Origin of the sequence: Paenibacillus sinensis, assembly GCF_019904155.1 — a bacterium.
In the GTDB taxonomy this organism is placed as follows: Bacteria; Bacillota; Bacilli; order Paenibacillales; family Paenibacillaceae; genus Paenibacillus_AQ; species Paenibacillus_AQ sinensis.
On sequence record NZ_JAHCMB010000046.1, the window covers coordinates 196,622 to 211,433 of the forward strand.

Here is a 14,812-nt window from a genome sequence, read left to right on the forward strand (position 1 = left end):
ATGACAGCCATTGACAATTACACCGTACTGGAGACGATTTCCGATAATGAGCGCAAGTCGGTGTACCGCTGCCGGGCGACGGATACGGAGAACACGGTAATATTGAAGGTTCTGAAATCGGATTACGCCGGCTATGAAGAAGTCATGCGTTTCAAGCAGGAATACAAGATGCTCATGGAGCTCAGCGGCAAGGTCGGAGGCGTTATCAAGCCGATCTCGCTGCGGGAGGAGAACGGCTACTTCGTCATGGTTCTGGAGGACATCGGGGGGAAATCACTCAAACGGATTATGGGCGAGGACCGGATTGAGCCGGAGAAGATTCTGCCCCTGATGATCAAGCTCGTCGAAATTATCGGTTCCGTCCATGAGCATCGGGTTATACACAAAGACATTAAGCCCTCCAACATCGTTTGGGATCAAGAGCGGGATGTTGTCCAATTGATCGATTTCGATCTCGCAGTCAAGCTGTCCCGGGAGAAAGCGGAATTTCAGAACGGCGGCGTTCTGGAAGGCAGTCTGCCTTATATCTCTCCCGAACAGACCGGACGCATGAACCGGAGCATCGACTACAGAACGGATTTCTATTCTCTCGGTGTGGTGCTCTATGAGCTGACGACAGGAGCGAAGCCCTTCGAAGACCGCGACATGCTGGAGATGATCTACTCCATTATCGCCAAGGAAGCGGTAACGCCTTATGATCGGACCGCGGGGGAAGTAACCCCCGAACTGTCTTCCGTCATTATGAAGCTGCTGGAGAAATCGCCGGAGGACCGCTATCGCAGCGCCTATGGGATCAAAGCCGATCTGCAGCGCTGTCTGGCCGGCGAGCGCGGCTTCGAGCCTGGCGAGGACGACCGGAAGAACATCTTCCGGATTTCCCAGCGCATTTACGGCAGGGACGAAGAACTTCGCAAGCTCAAGGCTTCCTTTCATGCGAGCATTCGGGAGAAGCCCCGGCTTATTCTGATTTCGGGGGATGCGGGTGTGGGAAAGACCGCGTTCGTGAACGAACTGCATCCTTACATCAGCCGGGAGAAGGGACTGTTCACCGACGGGAAGTTCGATCAGTACAACCGGAACATTCCTTACAGCGCCATGATCCAGGCTATTCGCAAGCTCATACTCCAGATGGACACCGGAATGACCGATGAAGAGAAGTCAGCCATTGCGGAGGCTCTTATCGCTTCGCTGGGCGGGAATGCAAAGATCATGACCGGAATCATCCCCGAGCTGGCTAATCTGATCGGCGAGCAGCCGGATATCGAACGCCTGAATCCGGCAGAGGAGACGAACCGGTTCTATCAGACCTTCATCCGGTTCCTGGAAGGTCTGATCGGCGATGAGCGGCCGCTCGTCTTGTTCCTGGATGATATGCAGTGGGCCGATTCCTCGACGCTTCAGCTGCTTGGGAAGATCGTTATGAGCAATCGTCTCCGCAGGCTATTTATAATCTGCGCCTACCGTCAACAGGAGACAGCCCCGGGACATCCTCTCTTTACGGCTGTTGAAGAGATGGAGACGAACGGCGGACAGGTGGATTCGCTCATTCTGAATTCTCTTTCTCAAGAAGCTGCCGCCCAATTGATCGCGGACACTCTCTATACGGATGCAGTACGGGTTTCTCCGCTTTCGGAACTGATTTATGCCAGAACCAAGGGGAATTCATTTTTTATAACGGAGATTTTGAAGGAACTATTTAAGGAACGCCTTATCCGATTCGATGATACGGCAGGGCTATGGATCTGGGAACTGGACCGTATCGGACAGCTGGATATCAGTGAGAATATCATCGGGTTTCTAATTCACAAGCTCCGGGTTCTTCCTGAAGAAGATCTTCGCGTGCTGCGTCTGGCAGCCTGTATCGGGAGTTCTTTCGATTACAGCATGCTAGCGCAGATCAGCGAGAATCGTCCGGAGATAACTGCAAGGTCGTTGATCCGCGCAGTGGACGAAGATTTAATTCTGCCGGCAAGTGCCAACTATTCGCTTCTGTCCAGCATTTCCGAAGATCTCGGGATGCAGCCGGCCCGGATTCCGGTTAACTTCAGGTTTCGGCATGACCGAATCCAGCAGGCGCTCTACCAAATGATCGACCCTGATACCAGCAAGCAGCTTCACTTGACGATCGGCAGATTGATGCTGAAGGCTCTGCCGCCCGCAGACATAGACGAGAAAATTGTGGACATTGTTGCACACATCAATAAAAGTCTCGAGCAGGTCGAGGATCAGCAGGAGATCGATCTGATCATCGGGCTTAATATGCGAGCGGCGCTAAAGGCGAAAGGGGCTTTTGGATATGACGCAGCCTTCGACTTTTTGCAGGCCGCCCGCAAGCTTCTGCCCTCAAGCTCCTGGCAGACCGGAGAGGAACGAGCGCTGGAATTATACCGTCTCTATGCGGAATGCGGCTATCTTACCCGCCACGTCGAGGCTGCCGATGAAGCGTGCGCGCTGCTGCTGGCGACACTGAAGGAGCCTATGGCAGTCGGATTAATCCATGAGATGCAGGCCAATCATTACATGTACCTGGGCCTTATGAAAGAATCCATTGAGGCGGGCCGGAAGGGGCTTCGGACGCTAGGCATCCAGATTCCGGACAAGCCGGGGATGGGACATGTCCTGAAGGAGTTCCTCAAGCTTAAGTTTCGGCTTCGCGGGCTGGATATCGAGGACATTTTCCGCAAGCCCGAAATGACGGATGAGCGCACCCGGCTGGTTATGAGGCTGTTGATCAATATTTTTCCTCCCGCCTTTATTTCCGGTGAGACCAATCTGTTTGCCATTGTGGTGCTGAAGAAAGCCGAACTCAGCCTGATGTACGGCAACAGTCCGGAATCGGCGATTGCCTTTATCGGCTATTCCATTCTCCTGTCCGGATTCGGCGATTTGCAGGGCGCTTTCGATTTCGGACGCCTGGGCATCCGTATCAATGACAAATTCAACGATGTACAGTGGAGAGGCGCGGCTCTTGTGCTGTATACACTGTTCTGCCATGTGTGGAAGGAACCGTGGGATACACTGAAGGAATGGTTCGGGAAATCCATCGAATCCAGCCTGCTGATCGGAGAAATGATGTACCTGGCCCATTCCTGCTTCTATATCAATCTATGGGACCCGTCCATGGAGATTGCTGCCAATCTGCGCGAGACGGAACGATATCTCTCCATTATTGAAACGACGAAGTATCAGGAGGCGCTGAATACAGCCAGGCTGTCCAGACAAAATCTGCTTAATCTGGCGGGCGAGCTGCCCGATCCGCTGTCCTTTGACGGCAAAGACTTTCGGGAAGCCGATTTCCTGAGCGGTCTGGAAGAAGCGAAGTACTATTCCGGGATCGCCATTTACTATATCTACAAAATGAAGCAGTTCTTCACCTTCGAGCATTATCACGAGGCTTTGGCCTTTCTCGAAAAGGCGGATTCGTACAGCGGAACGCTGGCCGGTTCCGCCTTCATGGAGGAGTTCTCGTTGTATGCCTTTCTGAATTTGGCTTATGCCTTCAAAGGGATGAATGCTGCGGACAAGATCAAAGCCAAGCGGAGAATGCGCAAGGAACTGAGGCGGATGGGGAAATGGGCCGTCTACAATCCGGACACGTTCCTGCAGCTGGAATGGCTGATGAAGGCGGAGTGGGCCCGGATTAACGGCAAACCTCTGATGGCCGCCAAAGGCTACGAACAGGCTGTGAAAATCAGTGAAGGCGGCAGCTTTGTCCGTTATAAAGCACTATGCTATGAACTCTCCGCCAAGTTTAACATGGAACTGGGGTACAGCGATTATGCCTCATATCTGCTGAAGCAATCGCTCTACTACTATTCCGTATGGGGAGCCAAAGGCAAGATTCGCCAGCTTAACGAGACCTACCCGGATATCGTGCGGCATCAGAAAGAGTTCTCCTTCAGCCGGTCGGTTACTGAAACGACGGAAAGCATCGATCTAAGCTCTATCCTGCTTGCCTCCCAGGCAATCTCCAAGGAGATTGAGCTGGATCACCTGCTGGAAGCGCTGATGGATATTGTGATCAAGAATGCGGGGGCACAGCGCGGCTGCATCATTATGAAATCCCAGAGCGATCTGTTGATCGAAGGGGAGTATAACGCCCGGGATAACAAAATATCGGTGCAGCTTCACCGGAACTACCGGGAGGGAGATCTGCCTGATTCCATTATCCGCTATGTGGAAGAGAGCAAGGAGACGATCATTTACAAGGACGCGTTCTCCGAATCCGAGTTTGTCAACGACCGGTATTTGAACACCCGTCGGCCGAAATCGCTCGTCTGCATGCCGCTCATCAACCATAACCGGGTTGTGGCTATTATATATCTGGAGAATCAGCTTCTGACCGGCGCCTTCACCAGAGACCGGATGAAAATCATCAATCTGCTGTCCAGAGAAATGGTGTATGCGCTGGAGAATGCCAGCCTCTATGCCGATCTGGAGCGCTCGGAGGAGAAATACCGGACCCTGGTCAACAACATGCTGGACGGCATCTTTATCAATCAGGACCGGAAGCTCGTATTTGCGAACCATGCGCTGGCCCGCCTTACGGGGTACGAGCTGGAGGAAATGCTGGACCAGCCTTTTCACACTTTCATCTATCCCGGGGAACGCGAGAGGGTGGAGGGTTACTACAGAAGCCGGACCAAAGGCATTCCCGTACCGGATGAGTATGAGACCCGGCTGGCCCATAAGAATGGTGAACGCGACATCTACGTTATTCATAAAGTCAGTCTTATCGAATACCTGGGCAGACCGGCTGTTCAAGGGACCGTCAAGGATATCACTGAACGGAAGATGGCCGAAGAAGAGCTCCGGACTCACAAGGAGCATCTGGAAGAGCTGGTCAATGAGCGGACGCGGGAGCTTGAGCTGAATAATCAGGAATTGAACCGCAACATTCAGCTGATTGAGAAGCTGTCGGTAACCGATGAGCTGACCGGCGTCTATAACCGGAGATACTTCAATACCGTGTTCTTTGAGGAAGTAAACCGGGCCAAGCAAGACAAGGGCTTACTGACCTTCATCATGTTCGACATCGACCACTACAAGAAGTTTAACGATACGTATGGCCACTATGAGGGTGACAATGCGCTGCGGACGCTTGGAAAAAGACTCCGTGAGTATGTCCATCCTCTCAGCGATTTTGTCTTCCGGCTTGGGGGGGAAGAATTCGGTGTTGTGGCGACCGGGCTAACCTCGGCGGAGTCGTGGGAGCTTGCGGAAGGAATCCGCATCGTGGTTGAAGAGCTTAAGATCGAGCATGCCATGAGCCGGACGAGCCGCTATCTGACCGTATCCGTAGGCGTTGCGACAGTCCAGGTTGACGCCATGAACGAAAATGATATTTACAAGCTGGCCGACGATGCCCTGTACCAATCCAAGGCCGGCGGCAGGAACCGGGTAACGCTGCTGGAGCATTAGCAGGCATCATCCGGCCCGATCTGGGGTTCAGGCTCAAGATTGCCCGCCGAACGGTTATTTCGGACTCCAAATGCAGATACTTCAACAAAAACTATGTATTTGTTGGAGGCTGTGCCATGGAAGAAGGCAAAAAAGAGCCGGGCAAAGGGCTGTCGGTCTGGCAGCTCGCGATGCTGGGTCTGGGAACGGTAGTCGGAGGTTCGTTCTTTCTCGGTTCAGCGGTCGCCATCCGTGCCGCCGGACCGTCGGTGCTGATCGCGTACATGATCGGCGGCGTGCTGGTCTACTGGATTCTGACCGCATTATCGGAGATGACGGTGGAGAATCCTGCGGCGGGATCATTCCGCACCTATGCGGAGCAGGCTTTTGGCCCCGGCGCGGGCTTCACGGTAGGATGGGTGTACTGGATCGGGCTTGTGCTGGCGATGTCGAGCGAAGCGACAGCCGCTTCCATCCTGATCCGAGGCTGGTTCCCCTGGCTTCCGCTAGGTCTGCTGGAGGCGGGGATTATCGCTGCCATGACGCTGCTTAATCTGCTCGGCGCCGACCGGCTCAGCAAGCTGGAGTCGAGCCTTGCGGCAGTGAAGCTGCTGGCCGTCGCCGCATTTGTGGTGCTGGCGGTGCTGCTGACCGCCGGGCTTGGCGCATGGCTGCCAGGCAGTAATGCACGCTCCGGCCCGGCGGGCTTCGGCGTTCTTGCCGGTCAGCCTCTGATGCCCGGAGGAATCGGCGCCATTGCCGGAAGTATGCTGATCGTGATGTTCTCTTACGCCGGCTTCGAGGTGCTTGGCCTCGCGGCGTCGGAGACGGCGAATCCAAAGGTGCGGATTCCGAAGGCAATCCGGCTGACCATCATCCTCCTGGTCGGGCTGTTCTTGTCAGCGATGGCTGGACTGTTCTTTCTAGTCCCGGGATCGGCGGTTACGGTGCAGGAGAGTCCGTTCGTCACGGCGCTCTCGCGGCACGGACTCGGCTGGGCCGGGAATGTAATGGATATCGTGCTGGTATCGGCGATCCTCTCGACGATGCTGGCTTCCATCTTCGGGCTGGGGCGGATGCTCCGCTCTCTTGCCGACGAGGGCCATACCCCGGCCTGGATGCGGGACAAGACCGATGTGCCGTACCGGGGAATTCTGTTCTCCGGGGCGGCCATGCTGACTGGACTCGGTCTCGGCCTGCTGCTGCCGCAGGGCGTCTATCTGTTCCTGCTCAGCTCCGGCGGCTTCTCGATGCTGTTCGTATACATCGCCATTATGGCCAGCCACTATCGGCTTCGCCGGAGGAGAGAGAAGGCGGAGGGGGCCGGGCTGCACAGAAGCGCTCTGCCAGGCTTTCCTTACACATCATGGATCGGCATGCTGAGCCTTGCAGCGGTCATCGTGAGCATGCCGCTTATTCCAGGGCAGGGCGGCGGACTTGCAGCCGGTCTGCTGTTTGTTGCCCTGTTCGCCGGCATATACGCTGGCAAACGCTACTTCGGCCGGGCGCCGCGCCGCGCAGACGCCGCCCGCCGGGTACAGCCCGGCGCGTTCGCTAGCCGGGCGCAGCCGGAGCTGTCCGAAGAATTGACCGGCCCCGTGGATGCGGAGCATAAGGGGCCGGCAGGGAGCGGACAGCGGCGGGACCCGGGCTGATCCTCCGCCTCTGGCGGTTCCGGATCAGCAGAGAGCAAGAGCCGCCGGGTGCACAGGCCCGGCGGCTCTTTGCTGTTACCCGGCTCTGCGCTGCGAGCAAGCGCTGCGAGCAGGTATTTTTATCGCGGTCATAATCGCTCAATTGAATGCCACCTCGCCGGTCGGCCAGCCGGCTCACTTCATCGCAAGCCCCGCCTGATAAGTCTTCAGGCAGTTCCGGCAAATACAGGCTTTGCCCCTCAGTTCCTCCGGAACAAGCTCAAAGATTCCCGGCGGAAACGTCTCGCTCATGCACCAGCATTCCGCACCTTCCTGCGAATGCCGACCGCATACCTTCCGTTCGCCGCATATCGGGCACCGGTCCAGATCATCCTCCGGTTGTTCGTTATTCATACGATCCCTCCTCCAATCACTCCTAACATTCTATCAAAAATCATCCGTCCAGGCGGCAGAAAGTGCCGGATTGTATTTGATCTGTGGCAATGAGTGAATTATGATCGCTTTACAGTACTAGAAACCAGGCTAATGGAAGGAAGATTGTCAAGCATGGAAGGAACATCCGCAAGCATGAAAGAGAAAGCCGCAAGCCTTCCCCAGTTGCCGGGCGTGTATTTGATGAAAGACTCGCTTGGACATATTATCTATGTCGGCAAATCCAAGAACCTGAAGAAAAGAGTGCAATCCTATTTCTATCAGAACAAGTCGCATTCTCCGAAGGTCAAAAAGCTAGTCGGGCATATCCGGGACCTCGAACATCGCGTTACGGATACGGAATTCGAGGCGTTCATGCTGGAATGCCGGTTGATTCATGAATTAAAGCCGATGTATAACCGCAAAATGAAAAATCCGCTCGGCTATCCCTATATTCTCATTGGTCCCGGACCCGGACTTAAGCGGATAAAGGTGTCCGCCGATTTGCCGGAAGAGCCGGGCTGGCGCGCCTTCGGTCCATATACGTCGAGCCGGGGCTCTGTAGAGCGGGCGGTGCAGGATTTCCGCGAATGCTTCGGACTCGCCTGTAATCACGCGGCTGCCGGCAGCTCTGCATGCCTGAATCATTCGCTCGGCTTATGCCGGGGGGCCTGCCTTGGAGGCGAAGCAGAGGTGCAGTATCACCTCCTGACCGGCCGTTTTGCCGCGCTGCTTGCCGGAGAAGACGGAAGCCTGGAGGAGGAGATCAAGGCCGAGATGGTGGCAGCGGCAGAACGCTTTGATTTTGAAGCCGCAGCCAGGTACAGGGACTGTCTGGGCTCCGTCGGCTTCCTGCTGCGTCAGCGACAAGTCGCCCGATTTGCGGAAGCGAACCGGAAGCTCCTGGTGATGGAGCGGATAGATGAACAATTGGCCAAGCTGTTCCTGATCCGGCGGAATCTCGTTCTGTACAGCGAGACATTCGATGTTGCCGTTCTGGATGAGCTGCCTGAACAAGTTGAAGAAATCATCCGGACCGGCTTCGCGGAGGTCGCTGCCACTTCGGAGCAGGAGATCGGCAGGGAGGAATTCGATGAAGCCCAAATTATCTACAGCTACCTAAAAGGCAGCTCCTGCCGGCATCTGGAGATTCATGACGATTGGCTGGGAGCAGGGGACAGCAGCCTGCGCGAGGAAATCGGCGTTTTTCTGAGATCCGGCTGGCCCGAAGACGGCGCTTGACAAGGGCGTCTCTTTCCCTTATTATATAATTAACAAATTGATAATTGTTAAATAAAAATGATGATGAGTTGGGAGCTGAGGATATGTCGAACGAAGAAGCCTTGCAGCAGTACGATGTGAAGAAATACCGGACGCCGGATGGTTATACAGCAGACATTGCGGTATTCACGATCCAGTCCACACGGGCCGAGGAATACAAGCCGCCACTGATGGATTTGAAGATGATGCTGATCCGCCGAAGCATGCTGAACAGCGAAGGCAAGCCGAATATCGAGGCAGGCAAATGGGCGCTGCCCGGCGGGTTCGTAGCTCCCGACGAAACTGCCTACCAGTCGGCGCTCAGGGAGCTGTATGAGGAGACGGGCGTGGAGGACATTCATCTCAAGCATTTCGGCGTGTACGATGCGCCGGGGCGAGACCCGCGCGGATGGATGATCACGAACGCGCATTACGCCATCGTCCCGGAGCATAAGCTCGCAGGGCGGCAGGCGAATGACGATGCCGACGCGGTTGAGCTTTTTTCCGTGAAAGACGTGTTTGACCTTGACCTGGCCTTTGACCACGAGACGATTATCAGGGACGCGATCGGAGTTATAACCCGCGATCTGCTGCAGACGACGGTTGCGCAGGAATTCCTGCCGGAGGAATTCACTTACTCGGAGCTGCAGGCCGTGCTGATGACGGTGACGGATCAACCCTATGTCGCTCTGGATGCGGCTTTTGCCCGGAAGATCAAATCCTTCCCCTTCATCGAGAAGGCGGATGACAAGAAGACCAACCGGACCTCGCGGAGGCCGACGCAGCTGTACCGTTTCGTGGAAGCCGGCTTTCACCACTCCATATACAGCGATCGTTACTGATGGATTCACGGTTAGTACGGATCAGACGAAGGATAGAAGTATAAAGGGAGGCGTTACTTATGACGGTGAAGCAGTTGAGAAGAGCGCTGATTAACATCGACTATACGGTGGATTTTGTGGCGGATGATGGGGCGTTGACCTGCGGCAAGCCGGGCCAGGCCATCGAATCGCGGCTGGTGGAGATTACACGGGAGTTTATTGAGGGTGGCGATCTCGTCGTGTTCGCAATCGACCGTCATGATCCGAAGGATTTGAATCATCCGGAGAACCGGTTATTCCCGCCGCATAATATCGCCGGTACGAAGGGAAGAGACCTGTACGGTTCGCTCAAGAACCTGTACGAGGATAACCTCGGCAATCCACTGGTGTATTACATGGACAAGACGCGGTACAGCGCGTTCGCGGGAACCGATCTGGAGCTCCGGCTCCGGGCGGAGGGTATTGAAGAGCTGCATCTCGTCGGTGTCTGTACCGATATCTGTGTGCTGCATACGGCTGTGGACGCCTATAACAAAGGCTTTCGCATCGTCGTGTACCGGGACGCGGTAGCCAGCTTTGACGCTGAGGGACATCTCTGGGCGCTCCGTCATTTTCCCGGATCGCTCGGCGCAGAAATCAGATAACTTCTTAAGGAGGAGATACGCATGACACAGATGACCTTTCTTTTTCCCGACGACAGCCTGACGCTGCATACCGATAAATATCAAATCAATATGGTGGAGACCTATTGGAGAGATAACATCCACAACCGCAAAGCCGTCTTTGAAGCTTATTTCCGCAAGCTGCCCTTCAGCAACGGTTACGCCGTATTTGCCGGGCTTGAGCGGGTGGTGCGTTATCTGGAGCAGTTTCGCTTCTCGGACAGCGATCTGGCCTATTTGAAGGAAGACGGGTACAGCGAGGAGTTTCTGGCTTATCTAAAAACCATCTCCTTCACCGGTACGCTGGCTTCCATGCGCGAAGGAGAGCTGGTTTTTCCAAACGAACCGATTCTCCGCGTGGAGGCGCCGCTGGCAGAAGCACAGTTGATCGAGACTGCTCTGCTTAATATCGTCAATTATCAGACCCTGATTGCTACCAAGGCTTCGCGGGTCAAGCAAGTGACCGGAGACGCGTTGACAATGGAGTTCGGTACCCGGAGAGCACAGGAGATGGATGCCGCGATCTGGGGAGCGAGATCGGCTTACATAGGTGGCTTCGAATCCACCTCCAATGTCCGAGCCGGCAAGCTGTTCGGTATCCCGACAGTCGGCACGCACGCTCATGCCATGGTTCAGGCATACTCCGACGATTATACCGCTTTCCGCAAATATGCGGAGACTCATACGGACTGCGTCTTCCTGGTCGACACCTATGATACGCTCAAATCGGGCGTTCCGGCCGCTATCCGTGTCGCATCAGAGATGGGGGATCGGATTTCGTTTAAAGGAATTCGTCTCGACAGCGGGGATCTCGCTTATCTCTCGAAGGAAGCCCGCAAGCTGCTGGATGAAGCCGGATTTCCGGACGCCAAAATATACGCCACCAACGATCTCGACGAGGCGACAATTGTAAACCTCAAGATGCAGGGTGCCCGGATCGATGTGTGGGGGATCGGCACGAAACTGATCACTGCGTACGACCAGCCGGCGCTCGGGGCAGTCTACAAGCTGATCACGATCGAAGATGAGAATGGCGAGATGAAGGACACAATCAAGATCAGCGCCAATCCGGAGAAAATTTCGACGCCCGGTCTCAAGAAAGTGTACCGCATCATCAATAAGGGGAGCGGCAAATCGGAAGGCGATTATATCGCGCTTGCCCATGAGCGTCCGCAGGACGAAGAGCATTTGAAGATGTTCCATCCGGTCCATACCTACATCGCCAAATTCGTGGCGAACTTTGAAGCCCGCGAGCTGCACAAGGCGATCTTCGAGCATGGGGAGCTGATCTATGAGCTGCCGTCGATTCAAGAAATTCAATCATTCGCCAGAGACAATCTGAATCTGCTGTGGGATGAGTACAAGCGCACGCTGAATGCCGAGGAATATCCGGTCGATCTCAGCCAGGCGTGTTGGAACAACAAAATGGCGATGATCGAAGAAGTGAAGAAGAAGGTCGCGGAGAAGATGTCCCGGTAATATGCGATTCCAGCTGGTAAACGGCTAGCGGGTTGCTCAGGATGCGGACGGATGGGGATGTATGGCGGCTTAAGAATTTGATGCAGCAGAATTCGATGTGCATAGAAGGGAGGGAAATATCACAGAATGAAGATCATAATCGGTGCGGGGAACATGACGCAGGACGGCTGGATCAGCACGCAGGAAGAGCAGTTTAACGTACTGGAGCGCCGCCATTTTGCCAGCTATACAGAGAACAGCATTGAGGCCATGCTGGCTGAACATGTGTGGGAGCATATGACGCTGGAAGAGGGGATGGCTGCTGCCCGGAATTGCTACGATTATCTGCAGCCAGGCGGCTATATACGCTGCGCAGTACCGGATGCCAATTTTCGAAATGAGGCATACCAGCACATCGTTCAGATCGGTGGTCCCGGACCTGCGGACCATCCTGCGTATTCCCACAAAATCGTATACGACTACGTAACGTTCAAGAAGGTATTCGAACAGGCGGGATTTCATGTGGAGCTGCTGGAATACTGCGACGAAGCGGGTATTTTTCACTACAACTACTGGAATGAGCATGATGGAAAAATCGGACGCTCCTTCCGATTCGACACAAGAAACAGCCGGAATTCGCTCGGGATGGTGTCAATTATCATAGACGCCAGGAAATCTCTTCATATTTCGGAATACTAAAAAATGGTAAAATAACTAAATCTATAAATTTTCTTTATTGATGATACATGAATTCAGGAGAAATATAGAAAATTAAAACGCTTAAGTGAAATAAATCACTTGATTTTCTTTAAGTTTTATATATAATTTTTTGTAGAAACAAATTAGGGGGTTAAGGAAAATGAAAGTAGTTAAAGGTTTTCTGGTAGCCGGACTTGCCGCAGCTCTGCTGTCTGGATGTGGGTCCAACAACAATAACAGCGCTTCTGAATCTGCAGCTCCTGCAGCCAGCGCAGCTGCAACGACTGCTCCTGCCGCATCTGCTGCAGCTGACGCAACGACGACCGCTTCCATCGTGAACCAGGGTGATGCGTTCAAGACAGCCGTAAGCGAGAGCGGAACCTGGATCATCGCTGTACTGAACGATCTGACGGTTGACGGTGAAGTTACCGTTGCCGGCGAATTCCATGACAAGAATGATTCTTCCAAGGATATCTACCGCAAAATCGCGCTGTACGCACAAGACGCCGATCACAAAGTAACGGCTCAGTATACGCTGACAGTTCCGAAGCTGACGGTTAAGAGTGAGAACCTTCGCATTCAAGGCGGCACAGTTAAGGGCGACGTATTCGTAGAAGCCAACGGCTTCAACCTGTACAAAGACGCTACGATCGATGGCAACCTGACTTACGCGAATGCCGATGTTCAGAACTCCGCCAAGATCGAAGGCAAAGTAACAGGAACAACTTCCGCACAATAATTTTTCGGGTAACCGAATGAATAAGCCTGCCGGCTCCTCTCAACAGAGAGGATAGCCGGCAGGCTTTTTACTGTGCAGCAAAGATTATTGAAATACAAGAACGCCCCCGCGGACAGTATGATAACCGCAGGGGCGTTCATCGTTGCGAATCAATTATTGGGTCGCAGAAGCGGCGGCAGGGGCGGGATCACCGCTGTCATGGTCAACCAGGGAGTAGCGCTCCCAGGCCCGGCTTCTCCAGCGGAACAGCATAATGACCGCCCGCGTCCATTCGTCGAGTGCGATTGCGAGCCAAATGCCGACGAGTCCCATGTGAAGCTTGAATACGAACAAATAGCCAACCGGCAGGCTCATGCAGACCATGGACAGAATGCCCATATATACCGGGAGCTTCGCGTCTCCGGCTGCCCGGAGTGAACCGATCACGATCATATTGACGGTACGGCCCGTTTCCAGCAGAATGCTGAGGAGCAGAACCTGAGCGCCCATACGGATAATGTCCGGATTGTCGGTGAAGATTCCCATGAGCGGCTTGCGAAACAGAATGACGACAATGTCGATCAAAACCGTTACAAGCAGTGCGCCTTTCACACTGGATCTTACCCGGCTGAACGCTTCATTCTGTCGCTTGGCGCCGATCAAATGCCCTACGATGATGGAGGTGCCGACGGCGACCGCCACACTGAACAGATAGATATAGTTCGAAATGTTGAGCGCATACTGGCGGGTAGCCATCGCTTCAGCGCCCAAATAGGTTACATACATCGTGAAGACGAGCTGGCACATTTGATACAGCATCGATTCCATGGCGGCCGGAATGCCGATCCGCAGGATTTTAAGGACATAATTCTTCGAGAGATGAAGATAGTACGTCCAGGCTACCCGGACCTCCATGACCCGATACAGCAGCCAGAAGAAGATCAGCAGACAGATCAGCCGGCTGCCTATGGTCGAAATCGCCGCACCTTCCACGCCCAGCGCCGGCAGGCCGAAATGGCCGAATATAAGTGCATAGTTACCAACCACATGAATAACATTCATCAGAAAGGAAACGCCCATAGTCTCCTTGGTGAAGCCATGGGTTCGAATGGTTGCGGCCAGCGCGTTGATCAGCGCTTGAAGGAAGATGCCGCCGCCTACGATATGCAAATACGTACTGGAGTATGCGAGGATATCGCCCTCTACATGAAGGATGCCCAGTATGTGTCTTCCGAAGAGAAGCAGGACAGCGCTCAACACGACACCAACGGCCAGATTTAGCGTGATGGCGTTACCCGTTACTTTTGCGGCTTCGCCTGGCTTTTTGGAGCCCAAATACTGAGCCACAACGATTGCCGCACCGTTGCCGATGACTTCAAGGACGAGAATTGCGATTGTGATGATCTGGTTGGCTGCGCCGACACCCGATACGGCATCGTCAGAAACCGAGCTGAGCATGAAGGTATCGACACTGCCCATCAGCATAAACAGAAAGACTTCCAGAAAAATAGGCCATGTAAGCCGCGCGAGATTCATCGATTTGCCGCCCGAAGAAACCTCCGCTTGTACCGCGTCAGCAGACATAGTTGTTACAACCTCCATTTAACCTTAAGTTCAAATTAGGGGTATCGTAGCATATCAGTATCAGAAAATCATCAAGTTTCATGAAAAATTAATCAAAATTACATAGATAGATTTCATTTTTCAAAAAACAGGATTGGAGTTTAC

Annotated in this window: 10 protein-coding genes; 8 read left to right on the forward strand and 2 right to left on the reverse strand. The window is 54.0% G+C overall.

All coding sequences use genetic code 11. The annotated features are described in order from the left end of the window. Together KIH86_RS05255 and KIH86_RS05260 are read left to right on the forward strand one after the other, a co-directional pair. Positions 1-5,421, forward strand: a complete 5,421-nt coding sequence (locus tag KIH86_RS05255; RefSeq protein WP_223086836.1) for a diguanylate cyclase — start codon at positions 1-3, stop codon at positions 5,419-5,421. A gap of 116 nt (positions 5,422-5,537) precedes the next feature. After that, positions 5,538-7,055, forward strand: a complete 1,518-nt coding sequence (locus tag KIH86_RS05260) for an amino acid permease (protein ID WP_223086839.1) — start codon at positions 5,538-5,540, stop codon at positions 7,053-7,055. Positions 7,056-7,229: 174 nt separating this feature from the next. Here the strand turns inward: KIH86_RS05260 and KIH86_RS05265 are convergent, their stop codons facing one another. After that, entirely contained in the window at positions 7,230-7,448 is a 219-nt protein-coding gene (locus KIH86_RS05265) for a cysteine-rich CWC family protein (RefSeq protein WP_223086842.1), read from the reverse strand. Between the two features lie 153 nt (positions 7,449-7,601). Between KIH86_RS05265 and KIH86_RS05270 the strand changes: the two genes are divergently transcribed. The 6 genes from KIH86_RS05270 (at position 7,602) to KIH86_RS05295 (ending at position 13,105) form a co-directional block, all read left to right on the forward strand. Next, entirely contained in the window at positions 7,602-8,708 is a 1,107-nt protein-coding gene (locus KIH86_RS05270; protein WP_235775268.1) for a GIY-YIG nuclease family protein, read from the forward strand. Positions 8,709-8,791: 83 nt separating this feature from the next. Further along, positions 8,792-9,568 carry an NUDIX hydrolase gene (locus KIH86_RS05275; protein ID WP_223086844.1) on the forward strand — a complete coding sequence of 259 codons (777 nt, stop codon included), beginning with the start codon at positions 8,792-8,794 and terminating at the stop codon, positions 9,566-9,568. A gap of 74 nt (positions 9,569-9,642) precedes the next feature. Next, a complete protein-coding gene (locus tag KIH86_RS05280) occupies positions 9,643-10,191 on the forward strand; it encodes a cysteine hydrolase family protein (protein ID WP_407672240.1) in 549 nt (182 codons plus the stop codon). A gap of 21 nt (positions 10,192-10,212) precedes the next feature. Next, positions 10,213-11,688, forward strand: coding sequence for a nicotinate phosphoribosyltransferase (locus tag KIH86_RS05285; RefSeq protein WP_407672239.1), 1,476 nt, complete (start codon positions 10,213-10,215; stop codon positions 11,686-11,688). A gap of 126 nt (positions 11,689-11,814) precedes the next feature. After that, positions 11,815-12,366 carry a class I SAM-dependent methyltransferase gene (locus tag KIH86_RS05290; RefSeq protein WP_223086850.1) on the forward strand — a complete coding sequence of 184 codons (552 nt, stop codon included), beginning with the start codon at positions 11,815-11,817 and terminating at the stop codon, positions 12,364-12,366. Between the two features lie 160 nt (positions 12,367-12,526). Further along, a complete protein-coding gene (locus tag KIH86_RS05295; RefSeq protein ID WP_223086852.1) occupies positions 12,527-13,105 on the forward strand; it encodes a polymer-forming cytoskeletal protein in 579 nt (192 codons plus the stop codon). A gap of 153 nt (positions 13,106-13,258) precedes the next feature. Here the strand turns inward: KIH86_RS05295 and KIH86_RS05300 are convergent, their stop codons facing one another. Then, positions 13,259-14,668 (reverse strand): MATE family efflux transporter, encoded by a 1,410-nt coding sequence (locus KIH86_RS05300; protein WP_223086855.1) that lies wholly within the window; start codon positions 14,666-14,668, stop codon positions 13,259-13,261. Positions 14,669-14,812 lie beyond the last annotated feature (144 nt).